This window comes from Flavobacterium sp. (assembly GCF_043780635.1).
GTDB lineage: Bacteria > Bacteroidota > Bacteroidia > Flavobacteriales > Flavobacteriaceae > Flavobacterium.
In genome coordinates this window covers 12,692-25,679 of sequence record NZ_JAYWCK010000122.1, presented here as the reverse complement: position 1 = coordinate 25,679, position 12,988 = coordinate 12,692, and the positions used below count along the sequence as shown (strand labels likewise).

16 protein-coding genes are annotated in these 12,988 nt (G+C 32.6%); 3 read left to right on the top strand and 13 right to left on the bottom strand.

The features are described from left to right. Nucleotides 1-34: 34 nt before the first annotated feature. From ACH2BV_RS11030 to ACH2BV_RS10990, 9 genes are all read right to left on the bottom strand, one after another. Nucleotides 35-652 carry a phosphoribosylanthranilate isomerase gene (locus ACH2BV_RS11030; protein ID WP_395050783.1) on the bottom strand — a complete coding sequence of 206 codons (618 nt, stop codon included), beginning with the start codon at nucleotides 650-652 and terminating at the stop codon, nucleotides 35-37. A gap of 2 nt (nucleotides 653-654) precedes the next feature. Further along, a complete protein-coding gene (gene trpC / locus ACH2BV_RS11025; RefSeq protein WP_395050782.1) occupies nucleotides 655-1,434 on the bottom strand; it encodes an indole-3-glycerol phosphate synthase TrpC in 780 nt (259 codons plus the stop codon). A gap of 3 nt (nucleotides 1,435-1,437) precedes the next feature. After that, complete coding sequence (gene trpD / locus ACH2BV_RS11020) at nucleotides 1,438-2,430, bottom strand: anthranilate phosphoribosyltransferase (RefSeq protein ID WP_395050781.1); 993 nt, start codon at nucleotides 2,428-2,430, stop codon at nucleotides 1,438-1,440. 1 nt (nucleotide 2,431) lies between these two features. Continuing rightward, complete coding sequence (locus ACH2BV_RS11015) at nucleotides 2,432-3,268, bottom strand: c-type cytochrome (protein WP_395050780.1); 837 nt, start codon at nucleotides 3,266-3,268, stop codon at nucleotides 2,432-2,434. A 12-nt stretch (nucleotides 3,269-3,280) separates the two neighbouring features. Beyond that, a complete protein-coding gene (locus tag ACH2BV_RS11010) occupies nucleotides 3,281-3,847 on the bottom strand; it encodes an anthranilate synthase component II (protein ID WP_395050779.1) in 567 nt (188 codons plus the stop codon). Nucleotides 3,848-3,879: 32 nt separating this feature from the next. Then, the gene (locus ACH2BV_RS11005) at nucleotides 3,880-5,280 is read right to left on the bottom strand and encodes an anthranilate synthase component I family protein (protein WP_395050778.1); all 1,401 of its coding nucleotides are present in this window, start codon (nucleotides 5,278-5,280) and stop codon (nucleotides 3,880-3,882) included. A gap of 309 nt (nucleotides 5,281-5,589) precedes the next feature. Beyond that, nucleotides 5,590-6,156 (bottom strand): YceI family protein, encoded by a 567-nt coding sequence (locus ACH2BV_RS11000; RefSeq protein ID WP_395050777.1) that lies wholly within the window; start codon nucleotides 6,154-6,156, stop codon nucleotides 5,590-5,592. A gap of 28 nt (nucleotides 6,157-6,184) precedes the next feature. Further along, nucleotides 6,185-6,817, bottom strand: a complete 633-nt coding sequence (locus tag ACH2BV_RS10995) for an NAD(P)H-dependent oxidoreductase (protein ID WP_395050776.1) — start codon at nucleotides 6,815-6,817, stop codon at nucleotides 6,185-6,187. 16 nt (nucleotides 6,818-6,833) lie between these two features. Next, nucleotides 6,834-7,289 carry a MarR family winged helix-turn-helix transcriptional regulator gene (locus ACH2BV_RS10990; RefSeq protein WP_395050775.1) on the bottom strand — a complete coding sequence of 152 codons (456 nt, stop codon included), beginning with the start codon at nucleotides 7,287-7,289 and terminating at the stop codon, nucleotides 6,834-6,836. A gap of 338 nt (nucleotides 7,290-7,627) precedes the next feature. Here ACH2BV_RS10990 and ACH2BV_RS10985 point away from each other — a divergent pair, with 338 nt between their 5' ends. From ACH2BV_RS10985 to ACH2BV_RS10975, 3 genes are all read left to right on the top strand, one after another. Further along, entirely contained in the window at nucleotides 7,628-7,939 is a 312-nt protein-coding gene (locus ACH2BV_RS10985; protein WP_395050774.1) for a rhodanese-like domain-containing protein, read from the top strand. Nucleotides 7,940-8,002: 63 nt separating this feature from the next. Next, a complete protein-coding gene (locus ACH2BV_RS10980) occupies nucleotides 8,003-9,583 on the top strand; it encodes an NADP-dependent glyceraldehyde-3-phosphate dehydrogenase (RefSeq protein WP_395050773.1) in 1,581 nt (526 codons plus the stop codon). Nucleotides 9,584-9,794: 211 nt separating this feature from the next. Further along, the gene (locus tag ACH2BV_RS10975) at nucleotides 9,795-10,202 is read left to right on the top strand and encodes a c-type cytochrome (RefSeq protein WP_395050772.1); all 408 of its coding nucleotides are present in this window, start codon (nucleotides 9,795-9,797) and stop codon (nucleotides 10,200-10,202) included. 408 nt (nucleotides 10,203-10,610) lie between these two features. Here ACH2BV_RS10975 and ACH2BV_RS10970 read toward each other — a convergent pair whose 3' ends face one another. From ACH2BV_RS10970 to ACH2BV_RS10955, 4 genes are read right to left on the bottom strand one after another with little or no spacing between them, the layout of a single operon-like run. Continuing rightward, the gene (locus ACH2BV_RS10970) at nucleotides 10,611-11,300 is read right to left on the bottom strand and encodes a GNA1162 family protein (RefSeq protein WP_395050771.1); all 690 of its coding nucleotides are present in this window, start codon (nucleotides 11,298-11,300) and stop codon (nucleotides 10,611-10,613) included. Beyond that, complete coding sequence (locus ACH2BV_RS10965) at nucleotides 11,297-11,641, bottom strand: DUF4810 domain-containing protein (protein ID WP_395050770.1); 345 nt, start codon at nucleotides 11,639-11,641, stop codon at nucleotides 11,297-11,299. The genes ACH2BV_RS10970 and ACH2BV_RS10965 overlap by 4 nt, the downstream gene beginning before the upstream one ends. Beyond that, entirely contained in the window at nucleotides 11,638-11,970 is a 333-nt protein-coding gene (locus ACH2BV_RS10960) for a hypothetical protein (RefSeq protein ID WP_395050769.1), read from the bottom strand. Before ACH2BV_RS10960 ends, ACH2BV_RS10965 begins: the two co-directional genes overlap by 4 nt. Continuing rightward, a complete protein-coding gene (locus ACH2BV_RS10955; protein ID WP_395050768.1) occupies nucleotides 11,970-12,899 on the bottom strand; it encodes a CsgG/HfaB family protein in 930 nt (309 codons plus the stop codon). Before ACH2BV_RS10955 ends, ACH2BV_RS10960 begins: the two co-directional genes overlap by 1 nt. Between the last annotated feature and the right edge of the window lie 89 nt (nucleotides 12,900-12,988).

The following is a 12,988-nucleotide window of genomic DNA, read 5'->3' as shown; positions in this document are numbered from 1 at the left end:
GTTCTGGGTTTTAGGTCGTTGATTTACACTACAACTAAAAACTTTCAACCATTAAATTTAATAATTCTATGTTTTTTAATCCTGGTTCGATTTCAAATTTACTGTTTACATCAATAGCATAAATGGGTAAACCGGTTTTTAATACTTGTTTAACGTTTTCTAATTCTTCGATTCCGATTCCTCCGCTCAAGAAAAAAGGTTTAGTTGATGGATATTTTTTTAATACTTCCCAATTGAAAGAAGTTCCATTTCCACCGGGTAATTTTCCTTTAGTGTCAAAAAGGAAATAATCGCAAACCCTTTCAAAAGGTTTCAAAACTTCAAAATCAAAATCATCATTTACAGAAAACACTTTGATTATTTCGACTGAATTATCAATTTTATTCTTCAAATCCATACAAAATTCAGGCGATTCGTTTCCGTGTAATTGAACTGCTTGTAAATCGTTTTTTTTAATTTTTTCCACAATTCCATCAACAGTTTCATTTACAAAAACACCTACTTTTTTGATCGATTTTGGTAATTCGGGAATGATTCCGTTAAAATAGCGTCCTGATTTCTCCCAAAAGATAAAGCCCATATAATCGGGTAGGAGCGCACCTACTTCGAGCATATTTTCGGGGTATTTCATTCCGCAGATTTTGATTTTCATCTTTATAATTTTGAAATAAATTCTTTCGCCGCTTCTCCAGCATTATTGGTTTTCATAAAATTTTCACCGATTAAAAATCCTTTGTAGCCATAAGGTTTTAATTCGTTGATGGCTTCGATTGATGAAATGCCGCTTTCGGAAACTTTTACAAATTCGTTTGGGATTTGGTCTGCCAATTGCTTGCTGAAATCCAAACTGACTTCAAATGTTTTCAAGTTTCTATTGTTCACGCCAATCATATCTAATGTTGGCATTATTGATTTTTCTAATTCTTCTAAATTATGAACTTCCAACAACACTTCTAATCCTAAACTTTTCGCAAATTCAGATAAATTTTTGATTTCATCTCTTGTCAAAACGGCTGCAATAAGCAAAATTAAGTCGGCTCCGTGTGCTTTAGCTTCTAATATTTGGTATTCATCAACTATAAATTCTTTTCGCAATAACGGAATATTTACCGAAGCTCTTGCCAAAAGTAAATCGTCTAATGAACCACCAAAATATTTGCCATCCGTTAAAACCGAAATACCACAAGCGCCTGCATTTTCATAGCCTTTGACTACTTCTTCGACCGTAAAGCTGTAATTTATTTCGGCTTTCGAAGGAGAACGACGTTTGTGTTCGGCAATGATTCCTGAATTGCTATTTTTTAAATTACGGCTTAAGGAAATCGTTTTTCTTCCGAAAAACACCGAAGCTTCCAGTTGAGATACAGGGATAATTGATTTCTTGAGAATGACTTCTCTTCTTTTGTCGATTATGATTCTGTCTAAAATATTCATTTTTTATTTGCTTAATTCTTGTAATTTATTCAATGCTGCCAATCCTTTTCCTGAAAGCAGACTTTCTTTTGCCAATTCGAAACCTTCGAGCGGAGTACATTTTGTAACCGTTGCAATCGCCATTCCCGCATTGGCACAAACCACATTGTTTTGAGCTTCGGTTCCCTTTCCAGATATGATATTCATAAACATTTCTGCCGATTCCTCGATGGTTTTTCCGCCTTCGATTTCGCTTTGTAACAATTGTCGAACGCCAAAATCTTCGGGTTTTAAAACCCCTTCAATTCGGTCAGAAATAGTTTTCGTCGGGCAAGTTAAAGAAACTTCATCATAACCATCCAAAGAATGGAGAATGGTGAAATTGATGTCGGTGTTTTGATATAAATAAGCATATTTTCTGGCCAATTCGAGATTGTAAACACCAACCATTTGGTTTTTTGGAAACGAAGGATTTATCATTGGTCCCAACATATTGAAGAAGGTTCTCACACCCAATTCTTTTCGAATAGGTCCCACGTTTTTCATTGCAGGGTGAAACAATGGAGCGTGTAATATGCAAATTCCGGCTTGGTCGATGCATTTGTTCAGGAAATCATTGTCGTTACTAAATTTTACTCCAAGTTTTTCCATTACATTGCTTGAACCCGAAATGGAAGAAACGCCATAATTTCCGTGTTTTGCCACTTTGATTCCTGCTCCAGCAGCCACAAATGACGCCAAAGTTGATATATTAAATGTGTCTTTTCCGTCGCCACCCGTTCCGCATAAATCAATGGTATTGTAAGCGGATAAATCGACCCGAATGCACAATTCTAACAAAGCTTCGCGGAAACCGGCTAACTCTTCAATACTAATGCTGCGCATCATATATACAGTTAGAAACGAAGCGATTTGGCTTGGATTATAATTTCCGTTTGAAATATTGACCAAAACGGCTTTAGCTTCTTCTTTCGAAAGCATTTCGTGATTGATGAGTCTATTTAATATAATTTTCATTTTATAATTTCTTTTTATTTTCAGACATATATTTTAAATAATCAACAATTTCTTGAGATTGCTGTTTTGAAATTCCGAGCGTTGGCATTTTTACTTTGTTTCTAAAAGAAGCCGGATTCACGATATAATCTACGAGTTCGTTTTCTTTCCAATATTCGGTGACACTTTTTGGATAATTTAATTCCGGTCCCATTGTTCCTCCAATTCCGTTGATTGAATGGCAGGTTAAACACTGAGTTTTGAATAAAGTATACCCTGATTCCAATTTTCTGTTTTTTAATGGATATAATTCTAATGTTGATTTATTCAGCGGTTCCAGGTATATTTTTACCAAATTATAAGGATATTTATAACGCGTATCTTTTTCGGAAACCGAAGTGTAAACGATATAAAACGGTTCTGCATTCATTTCATTTCCATTCTTGATAATCGCCTCCCAATTCGACCCTTTTGGAGCATCAACATCTTTGAATGCCAAGTATGGATTTGCGTTTAAAAATAATTCCAAAGGCATTTCCGGTTTGTAACCATCGATACATTCGAACACTATTTTCGTATTTTTTGGATCTATTTTCGTCAAATCAATTTCATTTTTAATAAGAACTGATGCACTCACAGCATTGTATTTCTTCTCTTTATGATAAACAGGATCGTTTGTGATTGTTACCACAGTATCTTTTCCGAGTTTGTTTGTTTTCTGTAAATCCAATAAATCTAATTTAATTTCAGTTTGAGCAATAGTTGTTGCTTCTACTTTTTGTTCCTTTTTTTGGTTGCAAGAAAGGAAGCTAAAAATAAAAAAGCTAAAAATTAAAATACGGATAATCGTTTTTTTCAAAATGTTTTATTTCTAATTTTTAACCCAGTTTTCTAAAATCTTCTTCCCGTTTGGTGTCAAAACACTTTCTGGATGAAATTGAACGCCACGAACATCAAACGTTTTGTGTCGCAATGACATTACTTGTCCGTTTTCATCGAAAGAAGTTGCTTCCAAAACTTCGGGTAAATCAGCATCGACAACCCAAGAATGGTAGCGTCCCACTTCGAATTCATTTCCTAAACCTTCAAATAAAAGCTCATCATCAACCGATGTTTTTACCATTGTGGCCACACCATGATAGACTTTATCCAAATTAGAAAGTGTCCCTCCAAAGACTTCTCCAATGGCTTGTTGTCCAAGGCAAACTCCCAGAATACTTTTTGTTGGCGCATATTTAGCGATAACTGCTTTCAACAAACCCGCTTCATCAGGAATGCCAGGTCCAGGAGAAAGTAATATTTTATCGAAATGTGCGATTTCATCAATATTGAATTCATCGTTTCTATAAACGGTAACTTCGCAATCTAAATCTTCGAGATAATGCACCAAATTATAAGTGAAACTATCGTAATTGTCTATGACTAGTATTTTTTTCATTTTGTTTTTTATCTTGTCTCTTTTATCTTTTTCTAAATTGTTTCTGCTAAATCCAAAGCTGCATTCAGTGCTCTCAATTTATTATATACTTCTTGCATTTCGCTTTCCTCATCTGAATCGGCAACAATTCCGGCACCAGCTTGACAGTGCAATTGATGATTTTTGCTCAGGAAAGTCCGAATCATAATCGCGTGATTAAAATTCCCTTCGAAATCCATAAATCCAATGGCTCCTCCGTAAAAATTACGATTTGTTTTTTCGTATTCTTCTATGAGTTGCATTGCTCTGTGTTTTGGAGCTCCGCTTAATGTTCCAGCTGGAAAAGTATCGGCAACGACTTGCATCGTTGTTGCCTTCTCGTGTAAATGGCCTGTTACTTTTGAAACCAAATGAATCACGTGGGAGAAAAATTGCACTTCGCGGTATTTTTCAACATTGACATTGTGACCGTTTCGACTTAAATCATTTCTGGCCAAATCGACCAACATCACGTGTTCACTATTTTCTTTTTTGTCTATGGATAATTCTTTGGCTAGAATTGCGTCTTTTTCATCATCTCCAGTTCGTTTGAATGTTCCTGCGATAGGATGAATTTCGGCTTTTCTGTTTTTGACGATAATTTGAGCTTCGGGTGAAGAACCAAATATTTTGAAATCTCCGTAATCAAAAAAGAACAAATAGGGTGAAGGATTGATGCTTCGCAAAGCTCTGTAAACGTTGAATTCATCGCCTTTGAATCCTTGGGTAAATCTTCGGGACAAAACCAATTGGAATACATCGCCACGATAACAATGCTTTTTGGCCAAAGCCACATAATGTTTGAATTCTTCGTCAGTAAGATTTGAAACTCCTTCTCCTTCTTTCGAAAATTTATAAGAAGCAATGTTTCTGGATTGTAACAATTGTTCAATTTCTGAGATGTTGTTTTTTCCATCTAAACTGTGACAGAAAATATAGGCTTCGTTTTTGAAGTGGTTGATGGCAATTATATTTTGGTAAACCGCATAATATATATCGGGAATGGTATTGCTATTTTCTTTTTTAGCAATAGTTACCTTTTCAAAATAGCGAACTGCATCATAAGAAATATAACCAAACAATCCGTTATTGATGAATTTGAAATCACTTTTCTCAGATTTGAATTGATGTGAAAACTCTTGAATTACTTGAGGAATATCGGTATTTTCGCCAATGGAAATAGTTTTAATGCTTCCGTCAGGATAAGTTTTATAAATCGTTTCGTTTTCTATTTTTATGGAAGCAATCGGATTGCAACAGATGTATGAAAAACTGTTGTCGTTACCATGATAATCGCTACTTTCCAAAAGCAAACTATTTGGAAATTGATCCCGAATTTTTAGGTAAACACTCACAGGAGTAATCGTGTCGGCTAGGATTTGCTTATAATTTGTATTGAGTTTAAATGATTCCAATTTGTTGAATTTTATTGTTGAATGATGTTTTGAAATAACTTTGAAATAAAAAAAAGGCCTGTCGTGATGACAAGCCTTTTATATTTATAGTTTTATACTATAGGAGCTTAGTTCACGACGTCTGACGTAAATTGTTCCACCACCAAGTACTGTTTGTAATTGTTTTCATATTTAATTCTTACCACAAATATATAAATGAAATTTGATTATCCAAACAGAATGAACAAAAAACACTATTTTTTATGATTTTGTTAAAAAAACAAAGCCCAACGATTTCTCATTGGGCTTTATAAAACTATTTTTCTAAAATTAGAAAGTTAAATTTACAGTTAATTCAAATTCATCATAGATAGCTTTGTCTCCAATGCTTTCAAAGAATGATTTAGAACCATATTTAATGTCATATTTTGTTCTGTTTACCATAAATTTTGTAGTTGCAGAATTATCGGTAACTGTAATATCAAAAGTAACTGGGTTTGTAATTCCTTTTATGGTTAAATCAGCTGTTACTGTGTAAACGTCTTTACCTTTTGCACCAATAGTTTTGAAAACTAAAGTTGAAGTTGCAAATTTTGCAGTGCTGAAAAAATCTTCAGATTTCAAGTGACCTTCAAGTTTTCCTTTGTAATCTCCTGTTAAATCAAGGTCATTTATAGTTGTCATATCAGCAGTAAAAGTTCCGCCTACTAATTTTTTTCCTTTAAAAACTAATGCTCCATCTTTAATGTTTATGATTCCGTTATGTTGTCCTGTTACTTTTTTTGCCAACCATTTAATAGAACTTTTTGAAGTATCTACTTTTTTAGTTTGTGCTGTTACTGATAAAGTAGATAAAACTACTACTAATGCTAATGCAATTGATTTTAAATTTTTCATTGATTTTAAATTTGTTTTGAATTAATAATTAAAGTGTGATAAATAATTCTTCGTTAGATTTTCTAACTTTTTTCAAATGCTGTGTTGCATCTTCTTTGTGTCTGTATCCAATAGTTGCCATTAAAGAAGCATTTAGACCTAGTTTGTCTAGACCAAGTATATCATTTACTTGAGCAGGATTAAATCCTTCCATTGGAGTAACATCAATTTTTAATTCGGCGGCAGCATTTAGAAGGTTTCCAAGAGCTAAATAGGTTTGTTTTGATGCCCAAATGTTTTTTGCGTCTTCTGCTAAATGATTAATTGTGCCTTTCATATAGTCGCCAAAACCAGCTAAAGATTCGACCGGAATGTTTCTGGTATCACCAATTCTACTGATGTATTTCTCTATAGCATCGTCACCAACATTAATCTCGTTTGCGAAAACGATTAAATGTGAAGCGTCTACAACTTGCGATTGTCCATAAGCAGCAGCTAAAAGTTCTGCTCTTAACTCAGGATTTTCAACGATAATAACTTGGTAAGGTTGAAGGCCGTAAGATGATGAACTTAAACGAATGGATTCTTTTAAGGTGTTTAAATCTTCGGTTGAGACTTTTTTTGTTGCATCAAATTTTTTTGTTGCGTATCTCCAGTTTTGAGTTTCTAAAAAGTGATTCATAATTTGTTGTTTGTGTTTATTGATTTCTATATTTTTCTAATAATTGATTTAATTGTATTAATTCTTCTGTATTTAAATTTTTTGAAAAGAAATTTTCGTGTTCGATTACTTTTGGATCCAATTCGGTTAAAACATCAAGCCCTTTTTGAGTGATTAACACTTCTATTTTTCTTCTATTTTCAGGGCAAACGTTTCGTGTAACAAGATTTTTTAATAATAATTTATCTACTAATCGAGTGGTATTGCTCGTTTTGGCCAACATTCGTTCCTGAATTACACACATGTTTGCTGAATTCCCTTTTTGACCTCTCAGTATTCTCAGTACATTGTATTGTTCACCGGATAAATCATAAGGTTTTAAAATTTCATTTAATTTATCTGAAATTACGTTCTGAGTGTACAAGACATTCAGGATAATTTTTTTAGAATTATCCAATGCAACGGTGCTTTTTATTTCGTCTTCAATTTTCATATTTGTATATATGTAATTTGTAGGTACAAATGTAATACAATTTTATTTGTATATACAAATGTTTTAACGTTTTATTATTAAAATAGTTTTTGAGTTGGGGGAATTGTTGATTTTTAGAAAAATAATCCGATGAGTATAAGTAGTGTAAAATAGAGTAATATGTAATATTTACATATTATGACTGATTTTTTTTACTATTTTTATGAATTATTTTATGAATTTGTTAATCCTCCTGTTTTACGTTTATACGAAATCGTTTTCTTCAAAATATTATCTAATTCACATTTTTACCAATTTTTATTATGTAAAAACTTCGTATTTTTACAAAAAACTATATTATGAATTTAACACAAGAAGATTGGGTTTCTCAGCTTGAAGTTGATGAAAACTCTGTAATATTAGACGTTAGGACAGAAGATGAATGCAATAATGGAATTATTCCTAACTCTATAAATATTGATATATACGAAGGTCAGGAATTTATAGAAAAATTAGAAGCGTTAGATAAAACAAAAAACTATTATGTTTATTGTCGCTCTGGAGCTAGAAGTGCAAAAGCATGTGAAGCAATGAACAATCTGGGTTTTGAAAACACTTATAATTTGCAGGGAGGAATCTTAGAATGGGATGGCGAAATAGTTTCGCCATAAAGTAATGCAGAGGCCGTTACCTCTTTTTATTTACACTTTTAAATTTAACATAATAAACATATAATGAATATAATACCTCAAGAATTCCAAATTAGCTCATTGCTTATTCAAGATACTTATTTAGTTAATGGTGAATTAAAGAAATGGACAGGTACAACAACTCAGGTTTATTCTACCATTTCTTCTACCGAAAATTACGAACCGACTTTGTTAGGAACGATTCCTTTTATGGGAGAAAAAGAAGCTATGGAAACTGTAGATGCTGCTGATGCAGCATTCAATAACGGGCAAGGTTTGTGGCCGACAATGAAAGTGGTTGATCGTATCAAATGTATGGAAAATTTTGTTTCGCAAATGAAAGCAACCCGATTTGAAGTTGTTAAGCTTTTGATGTGGGAAATTGGAAAATCATTGGGTGATTCTGAAAAAGAATTTGATAGAACCGTAGAATATATTTATGATACTATTGAAAGTTACAAAGAATTAAACAGCCGCAGTGCTCGATTTAGTAAGGTGCAGGGAATAAATGCTATGGTTAGAAGAGGACCGTTAGGAGTTGTTCTATGTCTTGGACCTTATAATTACCCTTTGAACGAAACTTTTACTTTGTTGATCCCTGCGTTGATAATGGGGAATCCTGTTATTTTTAAACCAGCTAAACACGGTGTTTTATTAATTTCTCCTTTATTGGAAGCTTTTAGAAGTAGTTTTCCAAAAGGTGTAATTAATATATTATATGGTCGAGGTCGTGAAGTTGCTTCTCCAATTATGAAATCAGGAAGAGTTTCTATTTTGGCTTTAATTGGAAATAGTAAATCAGCAATTGCATTGCAGGATTTACATCCCAATAAAAATAGATTAAGATTAGTTTTGGGATTGGAAGCAAAAAACCCTGCTATAATTTTACCAGATGCGAATTTAGATTTGGCCATTCAGGAATGTGTTGCTGGATCTTTATCTTTTAACGGACAGCGTTGTACAGCCTTGAAGATTTTATATGTTCATGAAACAATTGTTGATGAATTTAATAAACGTTTTGCTGCAAAAGTGGATGCGTTAACTTATGGAAATCCTTGGGATAAATCAGTATTTCTTACTCCATTGCCAGAAAAAGATAAACCTGACTATATTCAGGAATTGATTGATGATGCGACAAATAAAGGAGCAAAAGTGATGAATGCTAAAGGTGGAGAACGTTCTGAAAATTTTATTTTTCCGGCTGTCTTGTACCCAATAAATAAAGAGATGAGAGTGTATCACGAAGAACAATTTGGCCCAGTTGTGCCAATTATTTCTTTCAAAAACATTCAAGAACCATTGAATGATATGGCCGAATCCCATTATGGTCAGCAAGTAAGTTTGTTTGGTCAAGACATAAAAACTATTGCACCGCTTATTGATACTTTGGTAAATTTAGTTTGTAGAGTAAACCTAAACAGTTCTTGTCAGAGAGGACCAGACGTTTTTCCGTTTACTGGAAGAAAAGATTCAGCAGTGGGAACCTTAAGTATACACGATGCTTTGCGATCTTTCTCTATCAGAACTTTTGTGGCTTCAAAAGACAATGACTATAACAACAAAATTTTGCAGGAATTATTGAATAGTAAAGAGTCAAATTTCATCAATACAGATTATATTTTGTAGTTGAAATTCCTTTAAAATTTGTGATAGATTCCAAGTTAGACAAGGGCAATATTAATAAACGCAACAAAACAAGGATTTAGTAAGAAAAATAAATTACTTTAAATTAATTTTGTTATATTTTTTAAAATTTATTTAAAAATTGTGATAAATATCATTGTTTTTGAATCAAAACTAGAGTAAATTTACTGAATAGAATTTAAACTTTAATTCAATGAAAAATAAGTATTCGTTTTTAGTAGTGATAGCACTAGTATTTATCGTGAGTAATAGCAGTATAGCTCAAAACAGTAGTTGGGCTGTTCCAGAATACACGAAGGGGATAAAAAACCCATTTGCTGGAAACAGTAGTGCCACCAAAGAAGGAAAGGAAATTTATGAACAGATGTGTGTTTTGTGTCATGGATTAACTGGAAAAGGAAATGGTGAAGCTGGCTTAAGTCTTGATCAAAAACCTGCAAATTTTCTTTACATTAAAGATATTCCCTATGAAACAGATGGTGAAATATTTTGGAAACTAACTGTGGGGAAACCTCCGATGTCGTCTTATGATGAATTATTAACTGAAGACCAGAGATGGAAATTGGTAAATTACATCAGAGAACTCAACAAGAAAAAATAATTTAATTTTCAGCTTTAAAACTAAACCCTGTGATTATATTAATGTCAGGGTTTTTTATGTAAATCCATTTTGTCAATTCTTTTAAATTTGGAAGTTTTTACTTGTATTTTGGTCTTATGTTTTTATTTATTTGGTATATAAAAATGTATCTTTACAAGGAAAAATCTTAAATTCATTTAGTTTTCATCATTAATACTATTTTAAATTATGGTTCAGAAAAAACTACTTATTCTATTATTATTTCTTAGTGTCAGTTATGGGTATTCACAAACTGATACAATTACAAAAAAGAATGTAGCATCGGAAGTGATGCCCAAATGAGGGGTTATTATAAAGGAGCCTATAGGGATAATGTACTTGTGGATTCTCAACTACCCTGATTTTAATAATGATAATCTATTATATATACTATTTAGCCGATAAGTTGACTTTGAAAGATTTTAAGCCTGCTAACTGAGCCCCATCTAATCCATGATTCAAACTATAATTACCAGCAGGAAAATCTTTTAATATATAGTAATTACACACTCTTGCAACATCTACGTATTTTGTTCCTGCGGTGTTTAAAGCCGATAAAGTCAAGTCGGCAACCAAACCTCCAAGTCCTCCAAGTCCTGAAGACACTGAAGTGTTGTATCGAATCTCTCCTCTTCTGGTGTATAGTATTTCATTGGTTTTTGCAGATTTAATGATAAACTCTATGTCCACATTAACGTTTGAAGCAAGAGACGACTTATCCCATTTGTGGATAATAGTAAACACGACCATATCCGCACCAAATACCTCGGCAAATTTATTTAAAGGAGTATCTAAAAATAATTCCGAATCAAAGGCACTTTCTTTTTTTAAAATTTCCATCGAAAGAAATGGAGGGATAACATAATATCCGGCATCCGCCAATGGAGTATACAAAGTGGAGTGAAAAAATTCCTTTGCTTCAACATTAGTACTTCTGTTTATGGGAGGCATAATTAAAGCTACAGATGGTTTCTCCTCATACATTCCTTTATACGCTACTGATTTAGCTAAGGGAGCTGTTGTAGTGCAACTTGTAATCGCTAGTGTAGCAATCAACAATAATATATAAACTTTTCTCATAATTCAGTCATTTTTAAAATTCGGTCCATAAATATTTTTGATTCCGGATATAAATCCATTTCTTTTTGTAGCATTGATCTTCCTTCCTCAATTTTGTTTGATTGAAGTAATAAAAAACCATAATCAGCATAAACACCGGGAGGTACTACTCCACGAATTCCTTTTTGCTTATTAATTATTTTTTTATATTCCTCTTCTAGATTAGCATTAGTCTTATCATTCCTGTTTTTTAGAAAGTTATAACTACTTGTTTCATATTTACTCCAGGTATAGAGTTTTGTTGGAGCTGAACAGGATGCCAAAACTAGGGCTGCAATAGATGTTAAAATTAGTTTTCTCATGGTAATATTATTTTTTTGGATTCTTGTGCTGATATAAATATTTGTTTGTTGAAAATCATTTTGTTTTCATAGTATACTTTAAGGATGTGATTACCGGTAGAAATCGAATAAACCTCACCTAGCATTCTTCCAGTTTTGTCCTTATATACTTTAGCTTGAAAAGGGGCTTTATCATCAATAACCACTTCAACACCTTTGGAATAGTCGTTTGGATTACCTAAAAATTCTAGATAGGATTCGTTTGCAAGACCTTGAAAGGATGTTTTTGTGCCTCCACAACTTGCTAAAGCAAGAAACAATAGCGCGATTAGATAATGTATATTTTTCATTACTTTATTTGTTTTATATAATAATTATTCAAATTTTGAGGATCCATATCTCCTTCAGTAAACACAACCATAGAAAATTCATTCTGAGGCGAATCTCCTCCAGTAAACTCAACTTTAACCTTACCACTTACCTTACCCGGCAATTCAATATTCATTCCTGTTTGAGGGTTCTTTACAGTTCTTCCTTTTATCACCACCTCATATATGTCACCTATTTTAATTCCTTGACTCTTCCCTCCAGATATTAAAATACCATTACTGTCATTTGATAATATATAAGATTTCCATGGTCTATCCATACAGTTACTAATAATATTTTCTACCAATTTAGAAATAGCAGCAGAAATCGCTTTATCACTCAAGGTGGCATCATAATCAGTTCTTTTCCCTAATCCCATAACCGTTTTATCTGTTGTTTCAGCTTCACCTTTGGACTCTTCAGAATAAATAATTTGTCCTGTTGAAACATCAACAAGTCGAATACTAACTCCTGCTTGAACTACTTGGGTTTTAGTTCTTGAAAAGGCATTAACCCCTCCTACGTTTTTTCTGCCAAATTCTGTAATGGATCCAATAATCAAGTAATCTGCTCCCACTTTTTGATAATCAGAACTATTAGACAAATTAATCTCTGCTAAAATCTTATCAAGATCTTCTCTTTCTAATAAAATAAATTTATTTGATGCCGCTAACTTAGTAGATAATATATCAACAGTTTGCTTACCTAAGGGATCATTATTCTTATCGTAAAACAATCCTTTTGCATATTGTGTTTCGTTTGAGAAACGAGCAATGGCAACTTTACGTTTTAATACTTGGACTTCTTTAGTGATATTTTGACTTACAGGCTCCGTATTAATTACTTTTTTTTGGGCATTACTAGTTATTGTGAAAAATAGCAATACAATAAGTAAATAGGTGTTTTTCATATTTATTTTTATTTTTACTGCTTACTCTATACAGTTTTCAGCTTACCTGCTAAATTATTAATATCAAACTTACAAATGTTTTCTTAAAG

Coding starts and splice junctions, on each gene's coding strand:
- trpD (WP_395050781.1), bottom strand. CDS start 2,430: ATGAAAATTATATTAAATAGACTCATCAATCACGAAATGCTTTCGAAA.
- ACH2BV_RS10960 (WP_395050769.1), bottom strand. CDS start 11,970: ATGAAAAATATACATTATCTAATCGCGCTATTGTTTCTTGCTTTAGCA.
- ACH2BV_RS10995 (WP_395050776.1), bottom strand. CDS start 6,817: ATGAATCACTTTTTAGAAACTCAAAACTGGAGATACGCAACAAAAAAA.
- ACH2BV_RS10990 (WP_395050775.1), bottom strand. CDS start 7,289: ATGAAAATTGAAGACGAAATAAAAAGCACCGTTGCATTGGATAATTCT.
- ACH2BV_RS10980 (WP_395050773.1), top strand. CDS start 8,003: ATGAATATAATACCTCAAGAATTCCAAATTAGCTCATTGCTTATTCAA.
- ACH2BV_RS10985 (WP_395050774.1), top strand. CDS start 7,628: ATGAATTTAACACAAGAAGATTGGGTTTCTCAGCTTGAAGTTGATGAA.
- ACH2BV_RS11000 (WP_395050777.1), bottom strand. CDS start 6,156: ATGAAAAATTTAAAATCAATTGCATTAGCATTAGTAGTAGTTTTATCT.
- ACH2BV_RS11030 (WP_395050783.1), bottom strand. CDS start 652: ATGAAAATCAAAATCTGCGGAATGAAATACCCCGAAAATATGCTCGAA.
- ACH2BV_RS10955 (WP_395050768.1), bottom strand. CDS start 12,899: ATGAAAAACACCTATTTACTTATTGTATTGCTATTTTTCACAATAACT.
- trpC (WP_395050782.1), bottom strand. CDS start 1,434: ATGAATATTTTAGACAGAATCATAATCGACAAAAGAAGAGAAGTCATT.
- ACH2BV_RS10975 (WP_395050772.1), top strand. CDS start 9,795: ATGAAAAATAAGTATTCGTTTTTAGTAGTGATAGCACTAGTATTTATC.
- ACH2BV_RS10965 (WP_395050770.1), bottom strand. CDS start 11,641: ATGAGAAAACTAATTTTAACATCTATTGCAGCCCTAGTTTTGGCATCC.
- ACH2BV_RS11010 (WP_395050779.1), bottom strand. CDS start 3,847: ATGAAAAAAATACTAGTCATAGACAATTACGATAGTTTCACTTATAAT.
- ACH2BV_RS10970 (WP_395050771.1), bottom strand. CDS start 11,300: ATGAGAAAAGTTTATATATTATTGTTGATTGCTACACTAGCGATTACA.